The sequence below is a fragment of the Streptomyces sp. P6-2-1 genome (genome assembly GCF_050613165.1).
Lineage (GTDB): Bacteria > Actinomycetota > Actinomycetes > Streptomycetales > Streptomycetaceae > Streptomyces.
Genome location: NZ_CP192513.1, coordinates 3,362,912 through 3,387,276, shown reverse-complemented (window position 1 = coordinate 3,387,276; position 24,365 = coordinate 3,362,912). Strand labels below are relative to the sequence as shown.

25 protein-coding genes, 1 tRNA gene and 1 pseudogene are annotated in these 24,365 nt (G+C 74.0%); 10 read left to right on the top strand and 17 right to left on the bottom strand.

What is annotated here, in order from left to right; all coding sequences use genetic code 11:
- Nucleotides 1-47 precede the first annotated feature (47 nt).
- The 6 genes from ACQYWQ_RS14610 to ACQYWQ_RS14585 form a co-directional block, all read right to left on the bottom strand.
- Nucleotides 48-749: a peptidase inhibitor family I36 protein gene (locus ACQYWQ_RS14610; protein WP_431035042.1), complete on the bottom strand. Its 702-nt coding sequence runs from the start codon at nucleotides 747-749 to the stop codon at nucleotides 48-50.
- Between the two features lie 43 nt (nucleotides 750-792).
- A complete protein-coding gene (locus ACQYWQ_RS14605) occupies nucleotides 793-1,377 on the bottom strand; it encodes a hypothetical protein (protein ID WP_431035040.1) in 585 nt (194 codons plus the stop codon).
- A 49-nt stretch (nucleotides 1,378-1,426) separates the two neighbouring features.
- Nucleotides 1,427-2,281 (bottom strand): helix-turn-helix domain-containing protein, encoded by an 855-nt coding sequence (locus ACQYWQ_RS14600; RefSeq protein WP_431035038.1) that lies wholly within the window; start codon nucleotides 2,279-2,281, stop codon nucleotides 1,427-1,429.
- An 88-nt stretch (nucleotides 2,282-2,369) separates the two neighbouring features.
- Complete coding sequence (locus ACQYWQ_RS14595; RefSeq protein ID WP_431035037.1) at nucleotides 2,370-2,609, bottom strand: hypothetical protein; 240 nt, start codon at nucleotides 2,607-2,609, stop codon at nucleotides 2,370-2,372.
- Between the two features lie 731 nt (nucleotides 2,610-3,340).
- The gene (locus ACQYWQ_RS14590) at nucleotides 3,341-4,330 is read right to left on the bottom strand and encodes an aldo/keto reductase (protein ID WP_431035036.1); all 990 of its coding nucleotides are present in this window, start codon (nucleotides 4,328-4,330) and stop codon (nucleotides 3,341-3,343) included.
- 590 nt (nucleotides 4,331-4,920) lie between these two features.
- Nucleotides 4,921-6,504, bottom strand: coding sequence for an MDR family MFS transporter (locus tag ACQYWQ_RS14585; protein ID WP_431035034.1), 1,584 nt, complete (start codon nucleotides 6,502-6,504; stop codon nucleotides 4,921-4,923).
- Nucleotides 6,505-6,618: 114 nt separating this feature from the next.
- Between ACQYWQ_RS14585 and ACQYWQ_RS14580 the strand changes: the two genes are divergently transcribed.
- The 4 genes from ACQYWQ_RS14580 (at nucleotide 6,619) to ACQYWQ_RS14565 (ending at nucleotide 10,161) form a co-directional block, all read left to right on the top strand.
- Entirely contained in the window at nucleotides 6,619-7,323 is a 705-nt protein-coding gene (locus ACQYWQ_RS14580; protein WP_431035033.1) for a TetR/AcrR family transcriptional regulator, read from the top strand.
- 253 nt (nucleotides 7,324-7,576) lie between these two features.
- Complete coding sequence (locus ACQYWQ_RS14575) at nucleotides 7,577-8,728, top strand: FAD-dependent oxidoreductase (protein ID WP_431035032.1); 1,152 nt, start codon at nucleotides 7,577-7,579, stop codon at nucleotides 8,726-8,728.
- A gap of 39 nt (nucleotides 8,729-8,767) precedes the next feature.
- Nucleotides 8,768-9,544, top strand: coding sequence for an alpha/beta fold hydrolase (locus tag ACQYWQ_RS14570; protein WP_431035030.1), 777 nt, complete (start codon nucleotides 8,768-8,770; stop codon nucleotides 9,542-9,544).
- A gap of 35 nt (nucleotides 9,545-9,579) precedes the next feature.
- Nucleotides 9,580-10,161, top strand: coding sequence for an NADPH-dependent FMN reductase (locus ACQYWQ_RS14565; protein ID WP_431035028.1), 582 nt, complete (start codon nucleotides 9,580-9,582; stop codon nucleotides 10,159-10,161).
- Between the two features lie 599 nt (nucleotides 10,162-10,760).
- On the opposite strand, the gene ACQYWQ_RS14560 is transcribed toward ACQYWQ_RS14565, so the two are convergent.
- From ACQYWQ_RS14560 to ACQYWQ_RS14545, 4 genes are all read right to left on the bottom strand, one after another.
- A tRNA-Ser gene (locus ACQYWQ_RS14560) sits at nucleotides 10,761-10,851 on the bottom strand.
- Nucleotides 10,852-10,905: 54 nt separating this feature from the next.
- The gene (locus tag ACQYWQ_RS14555; protein ID WP_431035026.1) at nucleotides 10,906-11,376 is read right to left on the bottom strand and encodes a nucleoside deaminase; all 471 of its coding nucleotides are present in this window, start codon (nucleotides 11,374-11,376) and stop codon (nucleotides 10,906-10,908) included.
- A 58-nt stretch (nucleotides 11,377-11,434) separates the two neighbouring features.
- A complete protein-coding gene (locus ACQYWQ_RS14550) occupies nucleotides 11,435-12,004 on the bottom strand; it encodes a hypothetical protein (protein ID WP_431035025.1) in 570 nt (189 codons plus the stop codon).
- A gap of 279 nt (nucleotides 12,005-12,283) precedes the next feature.
- On the bottom strand, nucleotides 12,284-12,643 hold the full coding sequence (locus ACQYWQ_RS14545) for a hypothetical protein (RefSeq protein WP_431039415.1): 360 nt from the start codon (nucleotides 12,641-12,643) through the stop codon (nucleotides 12,284-12,286).
- Between the two features lie 121 nt (nucleotides 12,644-12,764).
- Here ACQYWQ_RS14545 and upp point away from each other — a divergent pair, with 121 nt between their 5' ends.
- Nucleotides 12,765-13,400: a uracil phosphoribosyltransferase gene (upp, locus tag ACQYWQ_RS14540; RefSeq protein ID WP_431035024.1), complete on the top strand. Its 636-nt coding sequence runs from the start codon at nucleotides 12,765-12,767 to the stop codon at nucleotides 13,398-13,400.
- A 180-nt stretch (nucleotides 13,401-13,580) separates the two neighbouring features.
- On the opposite strand, the gene ACQYWQ_RS14535 is transcribed toward upp, so the two are convergent.
- The 4 genes from ACQYWQ_RS14535 to ACQYWQ_RS14520 form a co-directional block, all read right to left on the bottom strand.
- Nucleotides 13,581-14,183, bottom strand: a complete 603-nt coding sequence (locus ACQYWQ_RS14535) for a LytR C-terminal domain-containing protein (RefSeq protein WP_431039195.1) — start codon at nucleotides 14,181-14,183, stop codon at nucleotides 13,581-13,583.
- A gap of 222 nt (nucleotides 14,184-14,405) precedes the next feature.
- A complete protein-coding gene (locus tag ACQYWQ_RS14530; RefSeq protein WP_431035023.1) occupies nucleotides 14,406-14,702 on the bottom strand; it encodes a type II toxin-antitoxin system VapB family antitoxin in 297 nt (98 codons plus the stop codon).
- 672 nt (nucleotides 14,703-15,374) lie between these two features.
- Entirely contained in the window at nucleotides 15,375-16,067 is a 693-nt protein-coding gene (locus ACQYWQ_RS14525) for a histidine phosphatase family protein (protein WP_431035022.1), read from the bottom strand.
- Nucleotides 16,068-16,105: 38 nt separating this feature from the next.
- Nucleotides 16,106-17,065 carry an NADP-dependent oxidoreductase gene (locus ACQYWQ_RS14520; RefSeq protein ID WP_431039194.1) on the bottom strand — a complete coding sequence of 320 codons (960 nt, stop codon included), beginning with the start codon at nucleotides 17,063-17,065 and terminating at the stop codon, nucleotides 16,106-16,108.
- A gap of 207 nt (nucleotides 17,066-17,272) precedes the next feature.
- Between ACQYWQ_RS14520 and ACQYWQ_RS14515 the strand changes: the two genes are divergently transcribed.
- Nucleotides 17,273-17,917, top strand: coding sequence for a TetR/AcrR family transcriptional regulator (locus tag ACQYWQ_RS14515; RefSeq protein ID WP_431039193.1), 645 nt, complete (start codon nucleotides 17,273-17,275; stop codon nucleotides 17,915-17,917).
- Between the two features lie 448 nt (nucleotides 17,918-18,365).
- Here the strand turns inward: ACQYWQ_RS14515 and ACQYWQ_RS14510 are convergent, their stop codons facing one another.
- Both ACQYWQ_RS14510 and ACQYWQ_RS14505 read right to left on the bottom strand, forming a co-directional pair.
- A complete protein-coding gene (locus ACQYWQ_RS14510) occupies nucleotides 18,366-19,103 on the bottom strand; it encodes an anti-sigma factor (RefSeq protein WP_431035021.1) in 738 nt (245 codons plus the stop codon).
- A complete protein-coding gene (locus ACQYWQ_RS14505) occupies nucleotides 19,100-19,687 on the bottom strand; it encodes a sigma-70 family RNA polymerase sigma factor (RefSeq protein WP_431035019.1) in 588 nt (195 codons plus the stop codon). Before ACQYWQ_RS14505 ends, ACQYWQ_RS14510 begins: the two co-directional genes overlap by 4 nt.
- A gap of 533 nt (nucleotides 19,688-20,220) precedes the next feature.
- On the opposite strand from ACQYWQ_RS14505, the pseudogene ACQYWQ_RS14500 reads away from it, so the two are divergent.
- Nucleotides 20,221-20,685 (top strand): annotated as a pseudogene (locus tag ACQYWQ_RS14500) (hypothetical protein); the annotation flags it as partial.
- A gap of 87 nt (nucleotides 20,686-20,772) precedes the next feature.
- Nucleotides 20,773-21,333: a toxin gene (locus ACQYWQ_RS14495; RefSeq protein ID WP_431035017.1), complete on the top strand. Its 561-nt coding sequence runs from the start codon at nucleotides 20,773-20,775 to the stop codon at nucleotides 21,331-21,333.
- A 175-nt stretch (nucleotides 21,334-21,508) separates the two neighbouring features.
- On the opposite strand, the gene ACQYWQ_RS14490 is transcribed toward ACQYWQ_RS14495, so the two are convergent.
- The gene (locus ACQYWQ_RS14490; RefSeq protein ID WP_431035016.1) at nucleotides 21,509-22,009 is read right to left on the bottom strand and encodes a DoxX family protein; all 501 of its coding nucleotides are present in this window, start codon (nucleotides 22,007-22,009) and stop codon (nucleotides 21,509-21,511) included.
- 394 nt (nucleotides 22,010-22,403) lie between these two features.
- Between ACQYWQ_RS14490 and ACQYWQ_RS14485 the strand changes: the two genes are divergently transcribed.
- Together ACQYWQ_RS14485 and ACQYWQ_RS14480 are read left to right on the top strand one after the other, a co-directional pair.
- Nucleotides 22,404-23,582 (top strand): MAB_1171c family putative transporter, encoded by a 1,179-nt coding sequence (locus tag ACQYWQ_RS14485; RefSeq protein WP_431039192.1) that lies wholly within the window; start codon nucleotides 22,404-22,406, stop codon nucleotides 23,580-23,582.
- Nucleotides 23,579-24,166 (top strand): hypothetical protein, encoded by a 588-nt coding sequence (locus ACQYWQ_RS14480; RefSeq protein WP_431035014.1) that lies wholly within the window; start codon nucleotides 23,579-23,581, stop codon nucleotides 24,164-24,166. Before ACQYWQ_RS14485 ends, ACQYWQ_RS14480 begins: the two co-directional genes overlap by 4 nt.
- Nucleotides 24,167-24,365 lie beyond the last annotated feature (199 nt).

Here is a 24,365-nt window from a genome sequence, read left to right as displayed (position 1 = left end):
TCCCGGTCCCCGCGGCACGGATGCCGGCGCCGCGGGGGCCGGCCCGTTCAGGACGTGGCGAAGCAGTCCGCGCGGTTGTCGAGCGAGGCGGGCAGGGAGGCCGAGCGCGTGTGCGCCGCCTCGCGCCACAGCGGGCTGCTCGGGCGGCAGGAGGCGTCGGAGCCGGTGACGGTGCGCCCGCCGACGGAGATCGTCATGCCGCCCCTGTTCGACCAGGACGACGTGGCGTTGACGAAGGCGTAGTCGCTGAAGTACATCGTGGTGGTGTGCCGGGCGTTCCACTGGAGACGGCGGCCCTCGTAGTTCTTGAACTGGTAGAAGCAGTACCAGTCGTTCCCGATCGTCTGGGTCGGGCAGCTGTCCGAAGAGGCCGCGGCGAGCGGGCCGAGCGGGCCCTCCCTCTCCTCGGTGGCGACCGGCTCGTCGGCAGCGGTGGCGGCCCCGGGACCGGCCTCCGTGACGACATCGCCGACCGGTTCCGCGGCGGCGAGGGACGCCTGGAGCCGCTCGGCGGCCGGGCTGCTCAGGCGCGCGCTCGCCTCGCCGGGCAGCGGGAACGCCTCGATGACCTCGCCGCCGTTCCAGGCGATCTCGTACGGGCTGATCTGCACCCCGCCCTCGGTCGCGGCGAGCACCGCGTCGATCTGCCGCTGCACGACGTCCCCCGAGGTGCCGGCGGCGGCCACACCGCTCGCCGCGGTGAGCGCGAGCAGTGCGCCCGCGCAGGACAGGGCGTACCTCTTCCGCATCACGAAATCCCCCCAACTTGTCTACCTGTATTGCTCGTTGGCCTCAACCTTTACACGAGGAACACGTATGACAAGGGCACTTTCGAGCCCGGTACGCGGCCACCGCCCACGCCACGTCACCCGTGGCCGTGCCGGCGTGTACCTCGACCGTCGTGGCCCCGGTCTCGCGCAGCCGGGCGAGTGCTCCCTCGCAGCGCCGTACGGGGGCGCCGAGCGCCCGCGCGGGCTCCGTGCCGATGCCGAGCGCGCCCGCGCCCCGGCACAGCAGGACGAGTTCCTCGCCGCCTGCCCGCGCGCCGTCGAGGGCGATACGGGTGCGGGTTCCGGCGCGCGCGACGCCGCTGCGCAGGACGTGCTCCCCGGGCAGCCGCTCCCGCTCCAGGGTGCGCAGCAGCGTCGCGCGCGGCCCGTCCGCCTCGCCCCGGGCGCGGCCCGTACCGTCCGCGCCGCCCGCGCTCGCGAGAGCGACGAGCACCAGGGCGCAGCCCGCGCCGACCGCGACGGCCCTGCGCCTGTGCGGCTTCGGATAGGGCGTCCGCAGTCCGCGCGGCCGGGGGAAATCGAGGCGGCCGGCCCGCGCTCGGCGCCACGAGCGGTACGTACGGGCGGGGGAGAACGGGGGGAACAACGGGCCTCCAGCCGTGCGGTGTGCGCGGCGGCCCGTCGTCGTGGGACCGCTACTCGCGCGGGTCCTTCGGGAGGGCCGCCATGATCAGGGGAAAGGCGTCGCTGCCGTGCAGCGCGAGCTGGTGCAGACGCGTGAACGCGTCCTGATACAGCGAGACTTCGGTGCGTTGCTTGAGGGTCAGGAGAGCGGAGACGGTCTCGACGCTCGCCTCGCGGTCGTCGAAGAGCCAGAAGTCCTCGACGGGCCACATGCAGGACCGGCCGGCGGTGCGGGGGATGATGCCGAGGCTCACGTTGGAGTACGCCGAGATCGTGATGAGGCGGCTCAACTGCTCGACCATGACCTGGCGGTCGCCGAGCCGGTAGTGCAGGGCGGCCTCCTCCAGGACGATCGCGAAGCTCTTGCTGCGGTCGTTGAGGATCTGCTGGCGTTCCATGCGTGCCCGTACGGTCGCCTCCAGGTCGTCGGGGACGGCGCGCCTGGCCCGGATCGCCGTGAGGACGGCGCGGGTGTAGGCCTCGGTCTGGAGGATGCCGGGCAGCAGGCACTGGCTGTAGCTCTTGAAGCGCTGCGTGCTGATCCACAGGGGGCGGGTCTGGTCGTGCGCGCGGCGCAGTCCGTTGCGCTCCAGGTGGCGCCACTCGACGTACAGAAGCTCGATGTTCTGCGCCATGACGACGAGTTCGTCGGCGGTGCCGGGGGCGGCGCCGCAGGCCTCCGTCCACTTCGCGAGGTCCTGGACGGAGGGGAGTGCCTTGCCGTTCTCGATCCTGCTGATCTTCGACTCGTGCCAGCCGCAGGTCGCTGCCAGGGACCGTGCGGTGAGGCCTTGTTGCCTGCGGAGAGCCCGTAAGCGGTTCCCCAGGGCGATCCGTGCGGCGTCGAAATCGGAGGAGGAAGACATGCCGTTCAGTCTGGCGTGCGCAAAGCCTCGCCCCAAGTCCTGGCCGCCCGGATCACCCTGCTTGTCCGCAACAGCGCCTGAATTACCGCTAGTTCTTGCGGTCTCGTTCGAGGGCCAGCACCTCGCCGGCGGTCGGGAAGAGCGCGAAGAGCCGCTTCGGGAACTCGACCACGGTCTCGTGGTCCGGCACGGCGAGGGAGTCCAGACGGCTGGAGTCCTGAACGATCCAGGACTGGAGCAGGAAGGTGTCCGTCTCGTCGTCGTAGTACAGCGTCGGACTGTTGTTGTTCGGGCTCGCGGGGTCCTTGCACACCAGGTGAATGGACACGGGTTGTCACTCCTTCGCAGCTGGCGGTGACCGACTCCTGGAAGGATTGTCGCGACGCAGGGTCACCGGATAGTTACTTGCGCATATTTGCGGGAGCTGTTCGGAGGGAGGGGGGTTTTGCGCGAACTTGCGGCGTGGGCGGGAGGGGGAGGGGGCGGATGGGGCGGGTTGTCCGCGGCGGGCGGGGTGGGGCCTGGCGGCGGTGAAGGGGTGCGCCGCGGTAGTAACCGGGCTCCGGGGCAAGGGGGTTGAGGCTCCGGGGCGGCGGCCCGCGAAAGGGCGGGGGCGTCGCCCGTGCTGTCGGCGGGTGGGGTCGGAGGGCCGGGGGCCGGAGGGTCGGGGGAGGGGGTCGGGGGATCGCGCGGCCGCGGTCGGTGGCGCGGAGGGCCGGGGGCGTGGCCGCGGTCGGTGCGGAGGGCCCCGGGGGCGTGGGCGCGGTCGGCGTGGAGCGGCGCATACCGGTGCAAGGGCGCGTGGCGGGAGGAGCCACCGGAGCGGCCCCGTACGGTCCGCTGCCCTGCCACCGGCGGCCTGCCACCGGCGGCCTGTCCCGCTGCCCTGCCACCGGCGCCCTGCCACCGGCGGCCTGTCCCGCTGCCCTGCCACCGGCCGCGCACGGGGTCGCGCGGAGGCGGTGAGCGCGAGCACCGCTGCGACGGCCCGCACGCTCACCGCTCCCGGTCTGCCGCTGGCCGGTCTCCGTCGCCCGCTGACCGGTCTTCCGGCTCACCTCACCGGTTCACCGTGGCCATCCCCGCCTCGTCGTACCGCTCCCCCGCCGCCTCCGGCACCTCCGCGTCGATGCGGGCGAGGTCGTCCGCCGTCAGCTCGACGTCCAGCGCCCCGACGTTCTGTTCGAGGTACGTGCGGCGCTTGGTGCCGGGGATCGGCACCAGGTCCTCGCCCTGGGCGAGGACCCAGGCGAGGGCGAGTTGCGCGGGGGTGACGTCCTTCTCCGCGGCGATCTCCTTCACCTTGGCCGCGAGGCGCTGGTTCGCGGTGAGGTTGTCGCCGGTGAACCGGGGCCCGTTGCGGCGGAAGTCGCCCTCGTCGAGTTCCTCGGGCGAGGAGAACCTGCCCGCGAGGAAACCGCGCCCGAGCGGTGAGTACGGCACGAAGCCGATGCCCAGCTCGCGGCACGCCGGCAGGATCTCCGCCTCGGGGTCGCGGGTCCACAGCGAGTACTCGGTCTGCACGGCGGCGATCGGGTGCACCGCGTGCGCGCGGCGGATCGTCCGCGCGCTCGCCTCGCTCAGGCCGATGTGGCGGATCTTCCCCTCGGCGACGAGTTCCGCGAGCGCCCCGACCGTCTCCTCGATCGGCACGGCGGGGTCGACCCTGTGCTGGTAGTAGAGGTCCAGGTAGTCGGTCCCGAGGCGCTTCAGCGAGCCCTCGACCGACGTCCTCACGTGCTCCGCCGAACCGTCCTGCCGCCCGACCGTGCTCGGGTCGCCGGGGACGGCGTCGTCCATCCGCAGGTTGAACTTCGTGGCGATCACGTACTCGTCGCGGTGGCCCTTGACCGCGCGCCCGACCAGCGACTCGTTCGTGAGCGGGCCGTACATCTGTGCCGTGTCGAGGAAGTCGACGCCCAGTTCGCGTGCCCGCTGAATCGTCCTGATGCCCTCCGCCTCGTCGGCGGTGCCGTAGAAGGCGGACATCCCCATGCAGCCGAGGCCGAGTGACGAGACCTCCAGGCTTCCGAGTGTGCGCTTCTCCATGTGCGTACGTGCCTTTCGTCGTCCTCTTCGTCCGGTTTCGGACAGCCGGTACCGGGACATGACGCTAGGAGTTCGAGCGCGCTCCAAGTCAAGAGGCGCCCCGTCGGCGCGCCCCGGCGGCACCCGCCGAGCAGATCCGCGCCACCGCACCGGGCTGCGCCGTATCCGGCGAGGCCCCCACGAGCAGCCCAAGGGCCACTCGTGGCCGGTGCTCCGTCCGGCCCGCGCCCAAGGGCCCCCGCCCCTCGCCCCCGGCGCGCCTCACGCCTCCGGGAACTCCCCGCCCGCCGCCTCCGCCACAGCCGGGCCGAAGGCCGTGGTCGGGTACCGGGGCAGCCGTCGGCGCCGTCGCCGAGGCCACGCTCACCTCCCCGGCCCCGCTCGCCGCCCACGCCGCGGAGAGAGCGCCCGCGGCGACCGTCGCGGCCCGCACCGGTTCGGCGCCGGGCGGCGGCACTTCGCGAAGCCTGCCCGGTGAGCAGGGGGGCGCTCGGCTTGGCGCGGCTGCGAACGCCTCCGAGTACCGGCTTCCCGGAGGCGCGTACGCGCCCTCCGCGGTCGACAGTGTGCGCCGCGCGCGCACGCGTGGTTCAGGCCGAGGGTGTCCCCTCCGTTCTCTCGGCCGGCTCTCCGGGGACCTGCGGCTTCGCCGGTGTCGGCGTCGCCGCGCCGGGCTTGCCGCGCAGCGGGATCTCCTCGACGAAGACGGCGGCCACGAGCGCGGCCAGCGCGATGAGCGTGGCGGTGAGGAAGACGAGGTGCGTCGCGTGGGCAACGTCGGAGGCGTACGCGGCGCGCGCGGCAGCCGGGACGTGCCCCACTCCCGAGCCGCTCGCGACCCCGCCGCCCACGGCGCCCGCGAAGAGCGAGGCGAAGACGGCGATACCGAGGGAGCCGCCGAGGTTGCGGAAGAGGTTGGTGGCGGCGGAGGCCGAGCCCATATCACGCGGTGCGACGGCGTTCTGCGCGATGGTGTTGGACATGTGCAGCGTGAAGCCGGTGCCGATCCCGACGAGCGCCATGTAGGTGGAGGTCGCGAAGCGCGAGGTGCCGGTGTTCATGGTGGACAGCAGGGCGAGGCCGGCGACGAGGAAGAGGGAGCCGAGGACGGGGAAGACCTTGTACCGGCCGGTGGCCGTCATGACCTTGCCCGCGATGTGCGAAGTGATGAGCGTGGCGATCATCATCGGCAGCAGGAGCAGCCCCGAATGGGACGCGGAGGCCGACTGGACGACCTGCTGGTAGAGCGGCAGGTAGAGGGTCGCGCCGAACATCGACACGCCGCTGACGGTGAGCAGCACGGCGGCGAGCGGGAAGTTGCGGTGCCCCTGGTAGATCCGCAGCGGCATGAGCGGTTCGGCGACGCGGCGCTCGGTCGCGATGAACCCGGCGAGCAGGCTGAGCGCGAGGACGGCGAGAGCGATGATCTGCCACGAGCCCCAGGCGTAGGTGCTTCCCGCCCAGGTGGCGGACATGGTGAACGCGGAGATCGCGCCGGTGAGCAGGGCGATGCCCCACCAGTCGATGACGGCCTTGCCCTGCCGCCCGGGCGGGGGGACGCGCAGCATGATCCAGCACCACGTGACGCAGATCAGCCCGAGGGGCACATTGATGTAGAAGGCCCAGCGCCAGCCGAGGTGCGCGGTGACGAAACCGCCGATGAGCGGCCCGCCGAGCTGGCCGATCGCCATGACGGCGGCGACCAGGCCCTGGTAGCGGCCGCGTTCGCGCGGCGGCAGCAGTACGCCGATGAGCGCGAAGGCACCGGCCCCCATCCCACCGGCGCCGAGGCCCTGGAGTACGCGGAAGACGATGAGCCAGTTCATCGAGGGGGCCAGGCCGCAGAGCACGGAAGCCACCAGGAACAGCACGATCGAGGCGAGGAACATCAGCTTGCGGTGGAAGAGGTCACCGAGCTTGCCCCATACGGGTGTGGAACAGGCGGTGGCGAGTGTGTAGCCCGTGACGACCCACGACATGTGGTCGAGGCCGCCCAGGTCGGCGACGACGGTGGGCATCGCGGTGCCGACGATCAGCCCGTCCAGCATGGACAGGAGCAGGGCCAGCAGGATGCCGAGCAGGACCCGGCGGACGTTCCTGGGCACCTCGGTGCTGTCCGCCGCGGTCACGGACCCGGAGGCGGGCTCCGGTGCGGGAGCGGAGCGGGAGGGCATGGCGGATCACCCCTTTCAGGGGGCGGGGGCGGGTTCCCCGCCAGCGTAACGAACGTGTTCGCAACGAACAAGTTCGCCCGTACGTCTGGCGAACGCGTTCGTTACGATGCGGTCATGACCACCAGAAGAGCGCCCCTGAGTCGCCGGGAGCGCCCGGCGAAGCCCCCGCTGTCCCGACGGTGGATCGTGGAGGCCGCCCTTCGTGTCCTGCGCGACGAAGGGCTGGAGAAGGTCACCATGCGTCGCCTCGCCCAAGAGCTGGACACCGGCCCGGCCTCGCTCTACGTGTACGTGGCCAACACGGCGGCCCTGCATGCGGCGGTCTTGGACGCCCTGCTCGGCGAGGTCGACCTGTCGGGGGGTGAGGGGGCCGAGGGGGAGAGGGACTGGCGCGAGCAGCTCCGTGCGGTGATGCGCTCGTACACCCTCGTGCTGTTCGCGTACCCGCAGCTCGCGCGCTCCGCGCTCGTCGCCCGCCCGAGCGGCGAGAACTACCTGAATCTGGTGGAGCGCGTTCTCGGCCTGCTCGCCCGGGGCGGGGCCAGTCGTGAGCAGGCGGCCTGGGGGGTCGACAAGTTGCTCCAGAGTGCGACGGCCACCGCCGCCGAGCAGTCGACCCGCGAGAGTGACCCCGCCGCCACGGAGGAATGGAACGCCGCCGTGCACGCGCTGGACGCGGCGAGTGAGGTCGCCTATCCGGCGATCGCCGCGCACATGCCCGCGCTGGTCGGCGGCACCCCGGAGGAGCGGTTCCGCTGGGGCTTCGATTCGCTGGTCAACGGCATCATCGCCACGCCCGCCCCGGCTGTGGAGGAGTAGCCCGCGGGCGTCGCGTTCCCCTCGGCCACGAGGGCCGCCCGCCGATCCTCGTGCGGACGAGGTGAGGGGGGTGGGACCTCGGCGCTCCTGGTAGAACTTGTTCGTGACGAACGTGTTCGTTACGGTGGGGGTGTCGACGCTCCCGTCGGCCGAACGGCACCCGGCGTCGCCTGCCCGGACGCGCGGAGCGCCTGTGCGCCCGGGCCGGAGCACGCGGCGAACCTGTAGCCCCTACTTCTCCCCGGAGGCATCCATGAGCACCAGCCACTTCCCCGTCGCGATCACCGGCGGCGGCCTCGGCGGACTGACCGCGGCCCGTGTCCTGCACGTCCACGGCATCGCCTCGGCGGTCTTCGAACGGGAGGCGTCACCCGAGGCCCGTACCCAGGGCGGAATGCTCGACATCCACGAGGCGAGCGGCCAGCGGGCGGTGCGCGCCGCCGGCCTGTACGAGGAGTTCCGGGCGCTCGTCCACAAGGGCGGCGAGGAGATGCGCCTGTACGGCCCGGACGGTGTGGTGCGGGTGGCCGAGGAGGACGACGGCACCGGCGAGCGCCCCGAGGTCGACCGCGGACAGCTGCGGGACATGCTGCGTGACTCCCTCCCCGAGGGCACGATCCACTGGGGCCGGAAGGCCACCGGCGCGCGCGCCCTGGGGAGCGGGCGGCACGAGGTGACGTTCTCCGACGGTTCGGTCATCACCACCGACCTGCTGATCGGCGCGGACGGGGCCTGGTCCCGCGTCCGGCAGCTCGTCTCGGAGGCCCGGCCCGCCTACACCGGCGTCTCCCTCGCCGAGACCGACCTCTTCGATGCCGACGCCCGGCACCCGCGCGGCGCCGCGCTCGTCGGCAACGGGTTCTTCATGGCGCTCGGCGACGAGCGGGGAATCCTCGCCCACCGGGAGAGCGACGGCAGCCTGCACGCGTACACCGCGCTGAAGGCCGACGAGGGCTGGATCGACACCGTCGACTTCACGGACCCCGCCGCCGCGAAGGCCGCAGTCCTCGCCCGTTTCGAGGGCTGGGACGAGGGGCTGCGCGGGCTCGTCGCCGACGCGGACGAGATCACCCCCCGCCGTATCCACGCGCTGCCCGTGGGACACCGCTGGGAGCGCGTGCCCGGCGTGACGCTGCTCGGCGACGCCGCCCACGTGATGCCGCCCTTCGCGGGCGAGGGCGCCAACCTCGCCATGCTCGACGGCGCCCAGCTCGCGCAGGCCGTCGCCGCCCACCCCGGCGACACCGAGGCCGCGCTCCTCGCGTACGAGAAGGAACTCTTCCCGCGCAGCGAGGAAACCGCCCGGGATTCCGCCGAGAGCCTCACCACGATGTTCGGCCCGCGAGGGCTCGAAGAGATGGTCACCTTCTTCACCTCGGTCGCGAACAACCATGACCACTCCTGACGCGGACCGCCCCGGCACTCTCGAAGGAGCCGCGAGCCCATGCCCACACCCCGCTCACTCACGCTGCGCCCCGGCCTTGACGTCTCCGTGCGCGAGACAGGCCACGGCAGCCCGGTCCTCGTCCTGCACGGCGGCCCGGGGCCCGGCAGCGTCGGCCCCCTGGTCGGCCACCTCGCCCGTGAGCACGCGGTGGTCGCGCCCACCCACCCGGGCTGGGAGGACACCGTACGGCCCGAGGAGCTGGATTCCGTCCCCGCGCTCGCCGCCGCCTATCTGGACCTGCTCCGCCGGCTCGACCTGAAGGACGTGACGGTCCTCGGCACCTCCTTCGGAGGCTGGGTCGCGACCCAGACCGCCCTCGACGACCGCGAGAGGCGCGTCTCCCGGCTCGTCCTCATCGACGCCGTCGGGCCCGTCGTCGCCGGTCACCCGGTCACCGCGCCCACCGGGCCACCGCCGGGAGTCCCGGCCTCCCCCGCTCCGGCGGGTGAACCGGCGGCGCCCCACCGCGGGCCGTCCCCGGCCTCGATGGCCGCTCTGCGCGCGTACGCCGGACCGACGATGGGGGACCCCGGTCTGCTCTCGCGGCTGCCGGACCTCACCGTGCCGGTCCTCGTGCTCTGGGGCGAGGAGGACACCGTCGCCACGCCCGCCTTCGGCCGCGCCTACGCCGCCGCCTTCCCGGACGCGCGCTTCGCGCTGATCCCCGGGGCCGGACACCTGCCCCTGCGGGAGAAGCCCGAGGAGGTCTTCGCCGCACTCGACGCCTTCCTCGGACCGAAGGACCCGCCACCCGCCACCGACCTGATCCTCTGACCTGATTTTCGACGTACTTCCCACCTGGGGGCGACATGACGAAGATTGCCATCATCCTCGGCACCACCCGCACCGGACGGGCCGGTGAACGCGTCGCGCGATGGGTCCTCGCATCGGCCCGGCGACGCGAGGACGCGGAGTACGAACTGATCGACCTCGCCGAGGTCGACCTCCCGCAGATCGACGAACCCTTCCCGCCCGCGATGGGCCGCTACACGCACCCCTGCACCCAGCAGTGGGCCCGTACGGTGGCCGCCTACGACGGCTACGTGATCGTGACCCCCGAGTACAACCACTCCTTCCCCGGCGTGCTCAAGAACGCGCTCGACCGCGTCCACGCCGAGTGGAACAACAAGGCCGTCGGCCTCGTCTCCTACGGCATCGACGGCGGCGTCCGCGCGGTCGAGGCCCTGCGCCCGGTCCTGGCCGCCCTCCAACTCGCCGACGTGGCCGCCCAGGTCACCCTGAACTTGCGCACCGACTTCGCCGGCTTCGGCGCCGGGTTCACCCCCGGCGAGCACCAGGCCCCCGCCCTCGCCACCCTGCTCGACCAAGTCCTCACCTGGACCGACGCCCTCGCCCCGGTGCGGGCCGGAGCGGAGCACGGGACGGTGTGAAGCGTGAGGAGCGGTCCGGGGCTGCCCGCCGCGCACCGGCCACGGAACGGCGTCGTCCCGCGCTGGCGGGAGCCGTCCCCCTGCTGCCGACCGTACGGCTGCCGCCCGTGTCCGCCGTCCTGCGCACGCCGTCCCGCCCTGGGCCCGCACCGGGATGCGGGCGGCGCACGCCCAGCCCGGGGCGCGCTCGCGACGCACGCGTCTCTGCTCGCGGGCCGGACGGCCGTGGGTGCTGACGCGACGTCACGGACGGGGTGTGCTCCTCGTGGCTCCTGCGGCCGGCCGGGCGGCGCTCAGCACGACCGACGGCTCCGAGACGCTTCCTCCGCACGCCCCACAGGCTGAGCGGGCGCCCCTCCGCGATCGCGTCGGCGATACGGCCGTCGACGCTCGCGCTGCTCGCGTGGGTCCTCAGACCGGCACAATCGTGTCGGCGATGGCCCGCGACCGTCGGGACCTGACGAATGTCATGACCACCGGCCCTGAGAGAGCCCTGAGAGAGGGCCCTGAGAGGGGGCGGAGTGCGGAACGATCGGGCCGAAAGTGCGGAACGAAAAAACCGCCCCCGGCCTGTTTCCCAGGTCGGGGGCGGTTCTCGCTGGCGGTAGCGGTGGGATTTGAACCCACGGTGACGGGTTACGCCACACTCGCTTTCGAGGCGAGCTCCTTCGGCCGCTCGGACACGCTACCGAGACAGACTCTAGCCCATGAAGGGCCGTGGTTTGAAATCGGTTCGGGGAGCGGTCAGCGGGTGGCCGTGAAGAAGGCGTCCAGGAGGGCCGTGGACTCGGGGGCGAGGACGTCGTCGATCACCTCGGCACGGTGGTTGAGGCGGCGGTCGCGGAGCAGGTCCCACTGTGAGCCGGCCGCGCCCGCCTTCGGGTCGCGGGCCCCGTAGACGACGCGGTCCAGGCGCGACTGCGCGAGGGCGCCCGCGCACATCGGGCAGGGCTCCAGCGTCACGACGAGCGTGCAGCCGGTCAGCCGCCAGGCACCGCGCACGGCGGCGGCGCGGCGCAGGGCGAGGACCTCGGCGTGCGCGGTCGGGTCGTGCGTCGCCTCGCGCTCGTTGCGGGCCCGCGCCAGCTCCGTACCGGAGGCGTCGAGCACGAGCGCCCCCACCGGGATCTCCCCGGCGCGCGCCGCGTCCGCCGCCTCGGCGAGCGCGGCGCGCATCGCCGGGCGCCAGGGGTCTCGTACGGGATCGGGGTGCATGGCACGTACCGTAGCGCCGCCGTACGGGGGGTCCCGTACGGCGGCGCCACGGGCGGGGTCAGCGCACGGCGTCCGCCAGTTCGCCGATGCCGAGAGCCTCGCCGATCGCGGCGAGCGGATCGGACTCGTCGACCGTGAGCAGGTCGGCGGGGGCCATGCCCAGATCGGCGAGGATCTCCGCGTCGCCCACGGGGCCCGGCGGTACGGAGTCGGTGGACGCGGAGGCGTAGTCCTCGCGGTCCGCGTCCGCCTCCTCCTGGTCGGGGTCGCCCTCCTCGGTGCCGTCGAGGTCCAGGGCGTCCAGGTCGGTCGAGGGGTCGGCGGCGGCCGGTTCGCGGCCGAGCAGTTCGTCGGTGAGCAGGATCTCGCCGTACGAGCTGCGCGCCGCCGCCTGCGCGGCGGAGACGTAGACGCGGGGATCGTCCTCCCCGTCGACCCGGACGAGGCCGAACCAGGCCCCTTCCTCCTGCTCCACGTAGACGAGCACGGTGTCGTCCTCGGCACCGGTCCTCTCCGCGTACTCCCTGGCCAGATCGGTCAGGTCGGACAGGGTCTCCACATCGTCCAGCTCCGTGTCGCTCGCTTCCCACCCGTCTTCGGTGCGCGCGAGCAGTGCGGTGAAGTACACCGTGACTCTCCCACTGGTTCTGAGGGTGCCGGTCGCCCGGCTGAGGCCGGGGGCGGAGGGCGGTGCGAAGTCCCCGTCCCCTTCATCGGAATCGTGGCAGAAGCGAGGTCGCCGGGTGAAGTGTTCCCGCCTCTGTGTCCGCGCCCCGCCTCGACTCCGTCACCGAGTCTGCGCCGCCCGCCCGCTCCAGGAACAGGGGCCGCGCCGAAACGGAGGGCGGCATTGGGGTGGTCCGGGGGAGGGAAGCGAGGGGAGGGGTACGGGGTTCCGGCCGCCTCCTCACCACCGGAAGCTGCGCATCCGCAGTTGCTGGCGGCGCATCCGTGCCGCCCTGGCCCGCCGGGGCTGGACGCGTTCCCGCAGCTCCCTGGCCTCCTTCAGGTCGCGCAGGAACTCGGCCCTGCGGCGGAGCCGCTCCAGGTCCTGCGGGGGTACGGGGGGTACGGGGGGTACGGGGGCGTCATCGGCGGGTGGCGGGGGCGTCGGGGACGCTGAGGGTGCCGTGGGCGGCGCGGACGGCGCGGACGGCGTGGACGGCGCGGACGGCGTGGACGGCGCGGACGGCGTGGGTGGCGGGGGCGGCTGCGTGCCGCCGTCGGGCGGCGCGCCGTCCCCGTTACGTATCGTCGCCTTCTTCATGCCGTCCGTCACCGTCCTCCGCCCCGGTGGGCACCCCGCGCCCTTGTGCCCCTTCGGTTCCCCGGCCCCGGGGCTTTGATGCCGGTCCGGGGGCTGCGGGGTGTCCGGTTACTGTGGTGAGATGCGGATTCACGTCGTCGACCACCCCCTGGTGGCGCACAAGCTCACCACGCTGCGCGACAAGCGCACCGACTCGGCCACCTTCCGGCGCCTCGCCGACGAGCTGGTCACCCTGCTCGCCTACGAGGCCACGCGGGACGTGCGCACGGACCAGGTCGACCTGGACACCCCGGTGGCCCGTACGACCGGCGTGAAGCTCTCGTACCCGCGTCCGATGGTCGTCCCGATCCTGCGTGCCGGGCTCGGCATGCTCGACGGCATGGTCCGCCTGCTGCCCACCGCGGAGGTCGGCTTCCTCGGCATGGTCCGCAACGAGGAGACGCTCCAGGCGTCGACGTACGCGACCCGGATGCCCGAGGACCTCTCGGGCCGCCAGGTCTACGTGCTCGACCCGATGCTCGCCACCGGCGGCACGCTCGTCGCGGCGATCAAGGAACTCATCGCGCGCGGCGCCGACGACGTGACGGCCGTCGTCCTGCTCGCCGCCCCCGAGGGCGTCGAGGTCATGGAGCGTGAACTCGCCGGTACGCCGGTCACCGTCGTCACCGCCTCGGTGGACCAGCACCTCAACGAGAACGGCTACATCGTCCCGGGCCTGGGCGACGCGGGCGACCGCATGTACGGGGCGGCCGAGTAGCGGGACACCCGCCGGTCCCGCGCCGGACGGGGGCCGCCCGCACGCCGCCCCCGCTCCCGGCCGGGCCCCGCCCCCGCGCTCAGCGGCCCGGCCCCGTCGGCCCGAAGGGCCGCCCGGCCGGGGCGAGGGGCCGCCGGGGCCCCGACGGCCCGGTCGGCCCGCCCCGCGCGCCGCCGTCCCTCAGCACTTCGGCTTCGCCGCGTCGGCGGGCCCCTGTCGCAGGGCGGCCAGCGACTTCTCCGCCACCCGTGGAGCGGTCAGCTTCGTGAAGCCGTCCCCGATCACGAGATCCACCGCGGCGCCCTTGCGCGCGTCGGTCCGCGTCCCCGCTCCCGCGAAATGCGTTCCGAGGACCTTCAGCGAGCTGTCTGCCGCGCTCTTCGGCCCGATCAGCAGCCCCGCGGTCTTCACCTTCTTGTCGTACGCGGCCGGCGCGTTGCCGACCTCGCCGATCGTGAAGCCCCGCTTCTTCAGCTCGTCGGCCGTCTCCTTGGCGAGCCCCGCGCGGGTCGTCGCGTTGAGTACGTTGACCTTGACGGTCTTCGGCGCGGGCAGCTTCGTCACGTGCGCGGGCGCCGCCGAGGGGCGGGCGCAGTGCTTGGGACCGGCCGCGGCCGTCGCCGTACCGCCGCCCGAGAAGACGTCGAAGAGCTGGAGCGAACCCCAGCCGAGCAGACCGAGGACGGCGGCCGAGGCGGCGATCACCGCCACGAGCCTGCCGCGTCTGCGGGGGCGCCGCATATGGGGGTACTTGTCCCCCGTGATGCGGTATTTGCCGCCCATGCCGGGAGGTGTGAGCATGCTCATACACGCAGCGTAGTGCGGCCCGCGAGCCATGCCTACTTAATGATCATCCACTTGGGTGCAGATCACGTGGAGCGACCCGAACGGCCGAGCGAACTCCGGGTGCGGAGCCGAGTCGCCGGACGCGGGGGCGGAGCCGCAGCCCGACCGCCGGTCCCCCTGTCATCCCGCCGGTCCCCCCGGCCCGTCCCTCCGGGCCCCTCAGTCCATCTCCAGCACGCGGGCGTGCAGGACTTGCCGCTGCTGGAGTGCCGCCCGGACGGCGCGGTGGAGCCCGTCCTCCAGGTAGAGGTCACCGTGCCACTTCACGACGTGCGCGAAGAGGTCGCCGTAGAAGGTCGAGTCCTCGGCGAGCAGGGTCTCCAGGTCCAGCTGTCCCTTGGTCGTGACGAGCTGGTCGAGGCGGACCGGACGCGGTGCGACGTCCGCCCACTGCCGGGTGCTTTCCCGGCCGTGATCGGGGTACGGCCGGCCGTTTCCGATGCGCTTGAAGATCACACGGAAAGCCTACCGGGCCGCGTCGCCGAGGCGCAGCCGAGCGGGCGGTTTACGGCCCGCCACGACCGATTCCCCTACGTTTCGCGTCCGTATCCCGTACGGGCCGAGTTGTCACCCCACGTGCTCACATCTCCTTCACAGGCTCTCCGTCAGAAAAGCGCGCAGCTCGCGCGGTTCGCGCCCGAGCAGTTCGCCCAGCGCGGGTCCACGCCTCCGGGATCGGCACGGTCGTCATGGCGCTCGCCACGGGCCGCGGCGACAGGGCACTGCTCACCGCCTCGCGCGAGACCCTCGTCGCCGCCGTGACGACCGAGGTCCCGCCTTCGCGGGCCTGGTGGGAGCGGGGGTGCGGTGGGCACGGTGGGAGCGGTGCGGGCGGGCTCGACGGGCGGGGAGTGGCTGGAGCGAGTCGCGGGCTGAGCGAAGAGGGGGCGGGGCGGAGAGGGGCGGGGCGGAGGATGAGGCGAGGCCGGGAGGGGCGAGCCGAGGCGGCGGCCCCGACGGGCTTGGCGCCCTCACCTGCCTGGCGCCCCGCGGCCGCCCCCGCGCTCTGCGGCCGCCCCCGCGCCCCCCGGTCGCCCCGCGCCCCGTGGAGCCCCCCAGCCCTGACAAAACGCTGCCGCCCCGTGGTCCCCCCCGACCCGTCGCCCCCGGCGCCCCCGCCCGGCGAACTCACCCCGCCAAGTGCTCCACCCCGCCCCACTCCACGAGGCCGAGCCGCCCCGCCTCCGTGACCCAGCGGGAGACCGAGGCGTTCGGCACGGGCGGGAGCCGGTCCGGGGTCGGGTGGCCGATGCCGCCGAAGTACTGCCGTACCGCCACCACGACCGCGTCGTGCGCCACGAGGAGCACCCGCCGTCCCGTCGCCGCGCGCGACAGCTCGGCGAGGAACTGCCCCACGCGGACCGTCACATCGGCGAGCGCCTCGCCGCCCGGCGGCCGGTAGTACCAGGCACCGACGCGCTCACGGCGCTCCGCCTCGCGCGGGTCGCTCGCGCGGAGCGCGGCGGGCGGGTGGAGCTCGAAGACGCCCTGTTCGCGGTCGCGCAGCCGGTCGTCGACGAGGGCGTCGTCGGCGGGGAGCCCCGCGGCCTCGGCCATGAGCCGCCATGTCTCGCGGGCGCGCAGGTACGGGGAGCAGACGACGAGCAGCCCCGGGTCGCGCTCCGCGAGCCAGCCGCCGAGCGCCCCCGCCTGCGCGATGCCCCGCTCCGAGAGCGGCACGTCCCTGTCGAGCCCGGGCAGCGGCTCGGTGCGGCCGGCCGTCGCGGGGTCGGCGTACACGGCGTTCGCCGTGCTCTCCCCGTGGCGTACGGCCCACAGTTCGACGAGTGCGCACGGCGGGGTCAGGGCGGGAACCGACACGAGTACCTCCCGGGGCTGGGAATCGTCCTCGCACAGCTCTACCCCTCCGCGTCCACCCGCACCACGTACTTGCCGCGAACGCCTCCCGCCTCCAGCGCCCGGTGGGCGTCCCCGGTCCTCTCCAGCGGGAAGACTTTCTCCACCTCGGGGTGGAGAGCCCCGGTGGAGACGAGCCGCGCGACCTCGTCGAGCAGGGCACGGCGGGGGTTTCCGCTGAAGAAGCGGACGCGGCCGCGCCCGTGCACGGCGCTCGCGGCCACGTACCCGAGCGAGCGGCCGATGCGTTCGAGGTCGAAGGCGATCGTGACCATGCGGCCACCGGGTGCCAACAGGCCCCGGTACGTGCGCAGTTCGGTGCCCACCGTGTCGAGCACGACGTCGTACGTGCCCAGCTCGCGCGGGGCCGAGGACCGGTGGTCGTACGCGTGGGCCGCGCCCAGTCCCCGGACGAAGTCCAGGTTCGTGGCGCGCGCGAGCGCCGTCACCTCGGCGCCGAGCGCGGCCCCGAGCTGGACGGCGACGTTCCCGACACCACCCGCCGCGCCCCGTACGAGCAGGCGTTCGCCCGGCTTGAGCCTGGCCTTGTCGCGCAGCGCGGTCACGGCGGTCGTGCCGACGGGCAGCGCGGCCGCGGCCACGAGGTCGAGCCCGTCGGGGACCTTGCCGAGCCGCTCGGGCTTCGTCTTCACGTACTCCGCCGCGCTGCCGAAACCGGAGGTGCGGCCGACGACGCCCCACACCCTGTCCCCGACCGCGAAGCCGCTCGCGCCCGGGCCCAGCGCGGCGACCTCGCCGCTGAAGTCGAGCCCGACGCGCTGCGGGAACTTCCGCCCCGTGACGAACCGCACGCGCCCCGCACGCGCCGACAGCTCGCCGCCGTTGATGCTGAAAGCCCGTACGCGTACGAGTACTTCGCCGTCCTTGAGCAGGGGGCGCGGCACGTCGCCGACGTACAGCACCTCGGGTCCGCCGTACCGGTCGTAGAGCACAGCCTTCATGGTCACGCGCACCTTTCCTCGTCAGGCCCCCCGCCGGGGCCGAGCGTAGGCTGGCAAACGGACGGAGTCGTCCACTTGAGGCGGAGGTGAGAGACAGTGCGGGCGGAATCCTCTCGGATGCGGGCGGGGGACGGGGCGGTGCCTGAGGCGACCGCAGGGCCGTCCCCCGCGGAGCCCGCCCCGCCGCCCGGCTCCGCAGCGCCGCCCCTGCGCGCGGACGCCCTCCGCAACCGCGCCCGTCTCCTGGACGCCGCGCGCGAGGTCTTCGCCGAGCGGGGGCTCGACGCGCCGATGGCGACGGTCGCGCGGCGCGCCGGGGTGGGGGTGGCCACGCTCTACCGGCGGTTCCCGACGCGCGACGACCTCGTACGGGCGGCCTTCGCCGAGCAGATGAACACGTGTGCGCGGGTGCTCGACGAGGCGGTGGCGGATCCGGACCCCTGGCGCGGCTTCCAGCGGCTCGTCGAGACGGTGTGCGCGCTCCAGGCGGAGGAGCGCGGCTTCCCCGAAGCGTTCGTACGGGCCTTCCCGGACGACGCGCGGGCGCACACCGACGCGGCCCGCGTCCGGGCGGCCCAGGACTTCGGCCGCCTCGTGGCCCGCGCGCAGGCGGCCGGAGCCCTGCGTCCGGACTTCCACCCGGCCGACTTCTCGATGCTGCTGCTCGCCCACGGCGGCCTCGTCGCCGCGACCCCCGGCGACCGCGCCGCCTCCCGCCGCCTCGTCGCCTACCTCCTGGACTCCTTCCGCACCCGCCCGGTACGGGGGGCGCTGCCGGAGCCGGGCGACACGGACCTCATCAAGTGGCCGGTGCCCAACCCGGAGGCGTCCCGCGGCAGCCAGGGCGCATGACGCAGGACACAGGGGCGCGTGGAACGGGACGGGCGTGCTCGATGGCGTGCTCGCCGTTCCCCCGGCACGGTCGCGAGCGCCGTCTTCCCGATGCCGCCCATGCCGGTCAGGGCGAGGACGAGGGGGCTGCCGTCGTTGCCGGTGTGGGCGTCCGCGTCCGCGGCGGTGAGGGTATGGGCGGGCTGCTCGCTGCGGTCCTCGAAGTGGCCGTCGTGGCGGGCAACCGGCACGGGGCGTTCGGGGCGTGCCGGACGCGTGCACGTGCGGGACCCCGGGGTCTCTCGCCCGCTCCGCTGTCCCGGCCCGTCCGTCGAGGCTGCTGTGCGTCGCCTCGCCCATGAGGTCGCACTCGGGCCCGGTGGGCGCGGGCGGGGTGCCACGGCCCCGTACCGCGAGAGGCAGCGCGTCCGTACGGCGGCAGTCCTTGCGCGGGTACGGCGGCGGCCCCTCACCCCGGGAGTGCCATCAGCGCCACCGGCTTCGACGTGGGGGCCGGGGAGCCGCCGTCCGGTTCCACCGTGACGCCCATCGCCGTGGCCGCGCGCGGGGAGCCGTTCATCAGGACCGTCCCCGACGAGCCGGGAAGCAGGCCCGCCGGGCGCATCGTGCCGTTCACGTCGAACCAGAGCTGGTAGACCTTGCCCGCCGGGGGAGCGGGCAGCCCCGCCGCGGCGAAGACGGCGCCGTCGCGGGCGCGCGAGACGACGACCGTGGCGCGGCCTCCCGCGTCGAGCGGCGCGCTCGCGACCTTCACGTCGGGGGCCGAGAGCACCGCGTCGAGCCGCGCCGCGCGGTCCTGCGCGGCGCGCGCCTGCGTCCGCGCCTCGTCCGCGCGCTGCCCCTGCCACACCGCGGTGCCGCCGAGCGCCGCCGCGAGCGCGACGCAGGCGGCGAGCGCCCAGTGGACGGCGCGCGGGCGGCGGCGCGGCGGCGTGGCCCGTACGGGGCGCGGGGGCTCCTGCCGTACGTCGGCGATACGGGCCATGACCGCGTCCTTGAAGCCGGGCGGCGGCGCCACGGCTGCGGCGAGGCCCAGTTTCGCCGCCGTCTCGGTGAACTCGCGCACCTCCCGCGCGCACGCGGCGCAGTGCGCCATGTGCCGCTCGAAGGCGGCCCGTTCGGCCGGTTCGATGGCGTGGAGCGCGTACGCGCCGGTGAGGAGGTGGCTGTCGGCCGAGGTGCTCATGTGCCCACTCCCAGGCAGTCGCGGAGCCGGATGAGGCCGTCGCGCAGACGGGTCTTGACGGTGCCGAGGGGCAGCGCGAGGAGTTCGGCGACCTCGCGGTAGGTGAGGCCCCGGTAGTAGGCGAGCGTGACGGATTCGCGCTGGCGCTCGGTGAGGCCGGCCAGGCAGCGCCGTACCTGCTCCTGTTCGAGCCGGGTCTCGACCTGCTCGGCGACCTCGTCATACGCGGGCGTGTTCTGTTCGAGCAGGCCCGCGCGGCGCTCGCGCGCGGCGGATGCCTCGACGGACCGTACGCGGTCGACGGCGCGGCGGTGCGCGAGCGTGAGCACCCAGTTCGTGACCGAGCCGAGGTCGGGGCGGTAGCGGCCCGCCGTGCGCCACACCTCGACAAGGACCTCCTGCGCGACCTCCTCGGACTGCGCGCGGTCGCGCAGCACGCGCCGTACGACACCGAGCAGCGGGCCGGCGACGGCGTCGTGCACCGCCGAGAAGGCGTCGCGGTCGCCGCGCGCGACCCTGGCCACCAGCTCTTCCAGCGGGGGCGCGGCGGCCGGGTTCCCCACGATGTAGACGGGCTCTTTCACACGTACCTCGCTCGCTCCCACTGCCTCGGCCCCGGTGCCGGTGCCTTGTCGCCCCGGCGGCCCTTGCCCCGTATGCCCCGAACGAGGGGCGGGGCTCCGGCGTCACGGGGTGATCCGGAGCGGGGGGCGGGGCGGATGGGTGCGGGATTCCGGGAGGCGGGGTGGAACGGGTGGGGGATGTCGGGAGGCGGGGTGGAACGGGTGCGGGATTCCGGGAGGCCGGGGGTACGAGAAGGGGCGCCCGGGTGCGCGTCGCCCTTGTCCGCGGGTGGTCTGCCTGCGGTCCGGGCGCGCGCCCCGTACGCCACGGCGCGATCCACCGCCGGAAATGTTCCTTCCGTCGGGGGCAATCCCCGCGAAACGGACACAAGCGGCTGGTGGACGCGCGTAGTCACATCGTCAGGGGACTCCCCTCGCGGCCCCCTGGCGTATGTTTTTTCGAGTTAACAGTGACGTAGAGTGTTTGCGCAAGCCTGATTTCGCGTTCGGGGTCGCGGAATCCCGCGATCCGGTCGGGCGGAGGGGGGACGGGGGTGGCCGTGGAGGAGCCTGCGCCGCAGCTCAGCACCTTGCGGGCCAAGGTCGAATACATGATCGAAAAGACGTTCCCGGGGCAGCGGGTCTCGGGCCGTTTCTTCGCCGAGCACGTCCGGCGCAAGGGCGGCTCCCTCTCCCACAGCTACTTCTCCAACATCCTCGCCGGGAAGGTCACGCACCCCTCCGAGGACATCCTCAAGGCGCTCGGGCTCGGCTTCGGGGTCGACTGGCGGTTCTTCAAGGACGAGTCGGAGGTCGTCGAGGACGTGCTCTCGGGGCTGCGCTTCCTCGCCAGGCACCGCACGGGCGAGGTGAGCGGTGTCGCGGCGCGCGGGCCCGTACGGGACGGGCTGCCGCCCGAACTGCTGGACTTCGCGCTGAGCCTGCTCGCCGAGGAGGACGGGGCGGCGGCACGGGACGGGGGCGGGACGGCGGCGGGGGCGTCCGGCAGCCCTGCCGGGGGGCCGGCGGGGGCGTTCGGCGGGGTGTCGGGCGGGATGTCCGCCGAGGCGTCCGCAGGGACGCCCGTCGAGCCGGAGGGCTGAGCCGTGTCGCTGCGTGCGCTGCGCAAGGAGTGCGAGGAGCGGCTGGAGGGGCTGCCGGTGCCGAGCCCGTTCACGGTCGAGGGGCTCGTCGCCGCGATGGAGGCCGCGCGCGGGCGCCGTATCGTGCTGCGCGAACTCCCCGAGCACCTGGCCCGCCCCGGCGGCGCCTGCGGCCTCCGGCTCGCGACGCCGCGCGTGAGCCTCGTCCTGTACCGGCGCCGCCCGACCCCGTACCAGACCCAGCACGTCGTGCTCCACGAGCTGTGTCACGAGTGGTTCGACCACGGCGCCTCGCCGGACGCGGACCAACTCGCGCGCCTGCTCCCGGTCTTCGACTCCGACCTGGTCCGCAGGGTGCTCGGCGCGGGCGGCTCGGTGCAGGCGCGGGCCGGGTACGGGACCCACGACGAGCGCATGGCGGAGCTGGGCGCCTCGCTCATCCCCCGCATGGCCCGCGACACGGTCAGCGACGACATGGTGGGCCGCCTCACCAGCTCCCTCGCGCGCCCGGTCGCGCACCGCAGGCGGGGTCTGTTCGGCCGGCGCGGACCGGGGGCGGAGTAGCGCGCGGACACCGGGACGCGGGCGTGTCACGCGCCGGGCCGAAGGCCTGTCACGTGCCGGGGCGGGGGCGTGCCGGGTGAGGGTGGGCGTTCCGGGGGGGGGGCGGCCGTGGGGATTCGGCGGAAGGACGGCTGGACCCCGTCCCGTACCTCGCTCCGCCACGGCCGCCCTGCCTCTACTCCCTTGCGCTGGAGTCGAGTTGGCCCTCGCGGCTGCCCCGCAGGCGGCGTAGGGCCGGGCCGAGGGCCGCGCTGCCGGGACCGGCGAAGACGAGCAGCAGCATCGCCCAGCAGAAGAGCGCGGCGGGCTCGCCGCCGTTGTCCAGCGGGAGCAGGGCTTGCGGCTGGTGCACGTGGAAGTACGCGTACGCCATCGAGCCGGAGGAGATGAAGGCGGCGGCCCTGGTGCCGAGCCCGAGCAGCACGAGCAGGCCGCCGGCGAACTGGATCACGGCCGCGTACCAGCCCGGCCAGGTGCCGGGCGCGACCGTGCGCCCCATCCCCTCGGGGAAGCCGAAGAGGGAGGCACTGCCGTGGCAGACGAAGAGCAGGCCGACCACGACGCGGAAGGCGCCGAGGGCGTGGGGGTGGGCCCGCTCGGCGCGCGAGGCGAGACCGGGAGCGGGCGGGCTCGTGGCCGGGGCGACCGGGGAGGTGGTCGAGGACGAGGAGGGCATGGGGGGCCCTTTCTGTGGGGAGGAAGGGGGCCTCTCTCCCGGCGACGCTGCGCGCGAGGAGACCCGCCGGGGAGCACCGGGCGTACGGCTGCGGCGGAACCGTGGGGCGTCGTTGGCCCGGGCGTGGGGCGGGACGCGAGGGAACGACGAAGACGCACGCCGCCTCGTGCCGCGCGCGGTCGCAGCTCCGGCGCGTGGTTCCCAAGGTTAGGTATACCTTAGTTGACGCTTCAAGGGTTGTTCCGGCCAGATCCGCGCGTCACCCCGGCCGGTCATGTCCGCCCGCACCCCCGCAAAGCGAAACCGACGCACACCAGTTCACCGAGTACGCCTAGGATTCCGGTCCGTGTCCCCCACCCCGCTCGATCTCGCCGGGTACGCCGTCGCGTGCCTCATGACCGCCGTCGCCCTGTGGCGCATGCCCGCCGCCCTGTGGGGGGACGAGGAGGACCGAAGACGGCGGGCCCTGTGGGGGTGTTACGCGGGCTTCGCCGCCGCGCTGTGGACGAAGACGCAGTACGTGCGCGTGCGGCTCAACGACAGCCCCGTCATCGATCTCGCCGTGCTCGTGAAGCACTACACGGCGACCGTCGCGATCCTCGCCATCCTCAGCTACATCGTCGCGATCTACGGGCGGTACGAGAGCGACGTCGACGTGCCGCGCCACGTCCGTTTCGCCCGGACCGTCCAACGCGTCGCCGCCCGCGCCGCGTTGGCCACGCTCGTCCTCCTGACCGTCCTCTTCTTCACCGTCGTCGACCGCTCGCACCCCTCGGACCGTTTCGTCGCCGACCACGCGGGCGAGTGGGGCGCGACGCTCTACTACACCGTGTTCTACGTGTACTTGGGCGCCGCCTCCGCCGTGTGCGCCGTGCAGTGGTGGCTCGCGGTGCGGTCCGCGCCGCGCCGCCACCTGCGGATCGGGCTCGGGATGATGGCCGTCGCGATGCTCATCGGCGTCGCCTACACGCTGAGCCGCAGCCTCTTCCTGTGGATCAGCGTCGTCGACCGCCCGAGCGAGAGCTTCGCGCTGTCCTTCGACAAGTGGACCGAGGCGGGGCAGGTCGTCCTCTTCACGCTCTTCGCGATCGGCGCGTCGATCCCCGCCTTCGCCACAGGGGCGCGGCGGCTGCGGCTGTGGCGGGCGCAGGCCGCGCTGCACCCCTTGTGGCGCGACCTCATGACGGCCTTCCCCGAGCAGCCCTTCGCCCCGCCCGCGCCACTCGCCCGCGAACTGCTGCGGCTCGGCACCCCCGCCGATGTGCGCATCGACCGGTGGGCGGCCGATATCGCGGACGCGGTCGAGCAGTTGCGGCACTGGGCGCCCGAAGGACCGGAGGCGGGCGGCGGGCCCGAGGGCTCGGCGCGCTGGATCAGGGAGGCCCTGGCCGCGCACGCGTCGGGCGCGCCCGCAGGACCGCCCGGCCCCGCCCTCGTACCCCCGCAAGCGGCCGACCAGGACGACGAGGTCGCGTGGCTCCTGCGCGTGTCGGCCGCGTACAGCGACGCCGCGCGGCAGCCCCTGAGGTCCGGCCCCGCCCCCGTACCGACCCCGAAAGGCACCCCCTCGTGAGCACGACGACCGCCCCCGACCACCGTGTGGCCCGTACCGTCACCGACGTCTTCCAGCCGCGCAACCTCCTCCTCGGCGGCATGGCGGCGGTCGGGCTCGCGGCGGCGGGGGAGTGGACGGGTCTGCTGTGGGGGCTGCTCGGCGCGCTGTGCGCGGGCATCGTGCCCGCCGCGTACATCGAGTGGGAACGCGGGCGCGGCACGTGGGGCGACCGGCACGTCGTCGACCGCAAGCAGCGCGCGCCGATCTTCTTCGTCATCCTCGCGTCGATCGGCGCGGGCGCCGTGATCATGACCCTGGGGCACGCCCCGAACGGCATCCTGCGCGCGATGCTCGCGCTGTGGCTCATGACGATCATCCTGCTCACGGTCAACACGGCCTGGAAGATCAGCGTCGACGCCTCCGTTGCCTCGGCGGTCGTCGCCCTCCTCGCCTGTGTGCACTCGCCGTGGTGGCTGTGCGCGTACGCCCTCACGGCGGCGGTGTGCTGGTCCCGCGTGGCCCTCGGCTACCACACGGTCGCCCAGGTGTGCGCGGGCGCGGCGCTGGGGGCGGCGACGGCGGTGGCGTACGTGGGGGCGTGACGCGGCGCCGTGCGCGCACCCGGCCCCGGCGGCCCGCGAGGGCGGCCGGGGCGAGTACGGCGGCCGCCGCCTGCGCGAGCGGCTGCCCCGCCCCCCCATGACGGGTCTCCGCCCTCACGACGGGTCTCCGCCCCCCCCATGACGGGTCTCCGCCCCCCCCATGACGGGTCTCCGCCCCCACGACGGGCCTCCCCCCCGC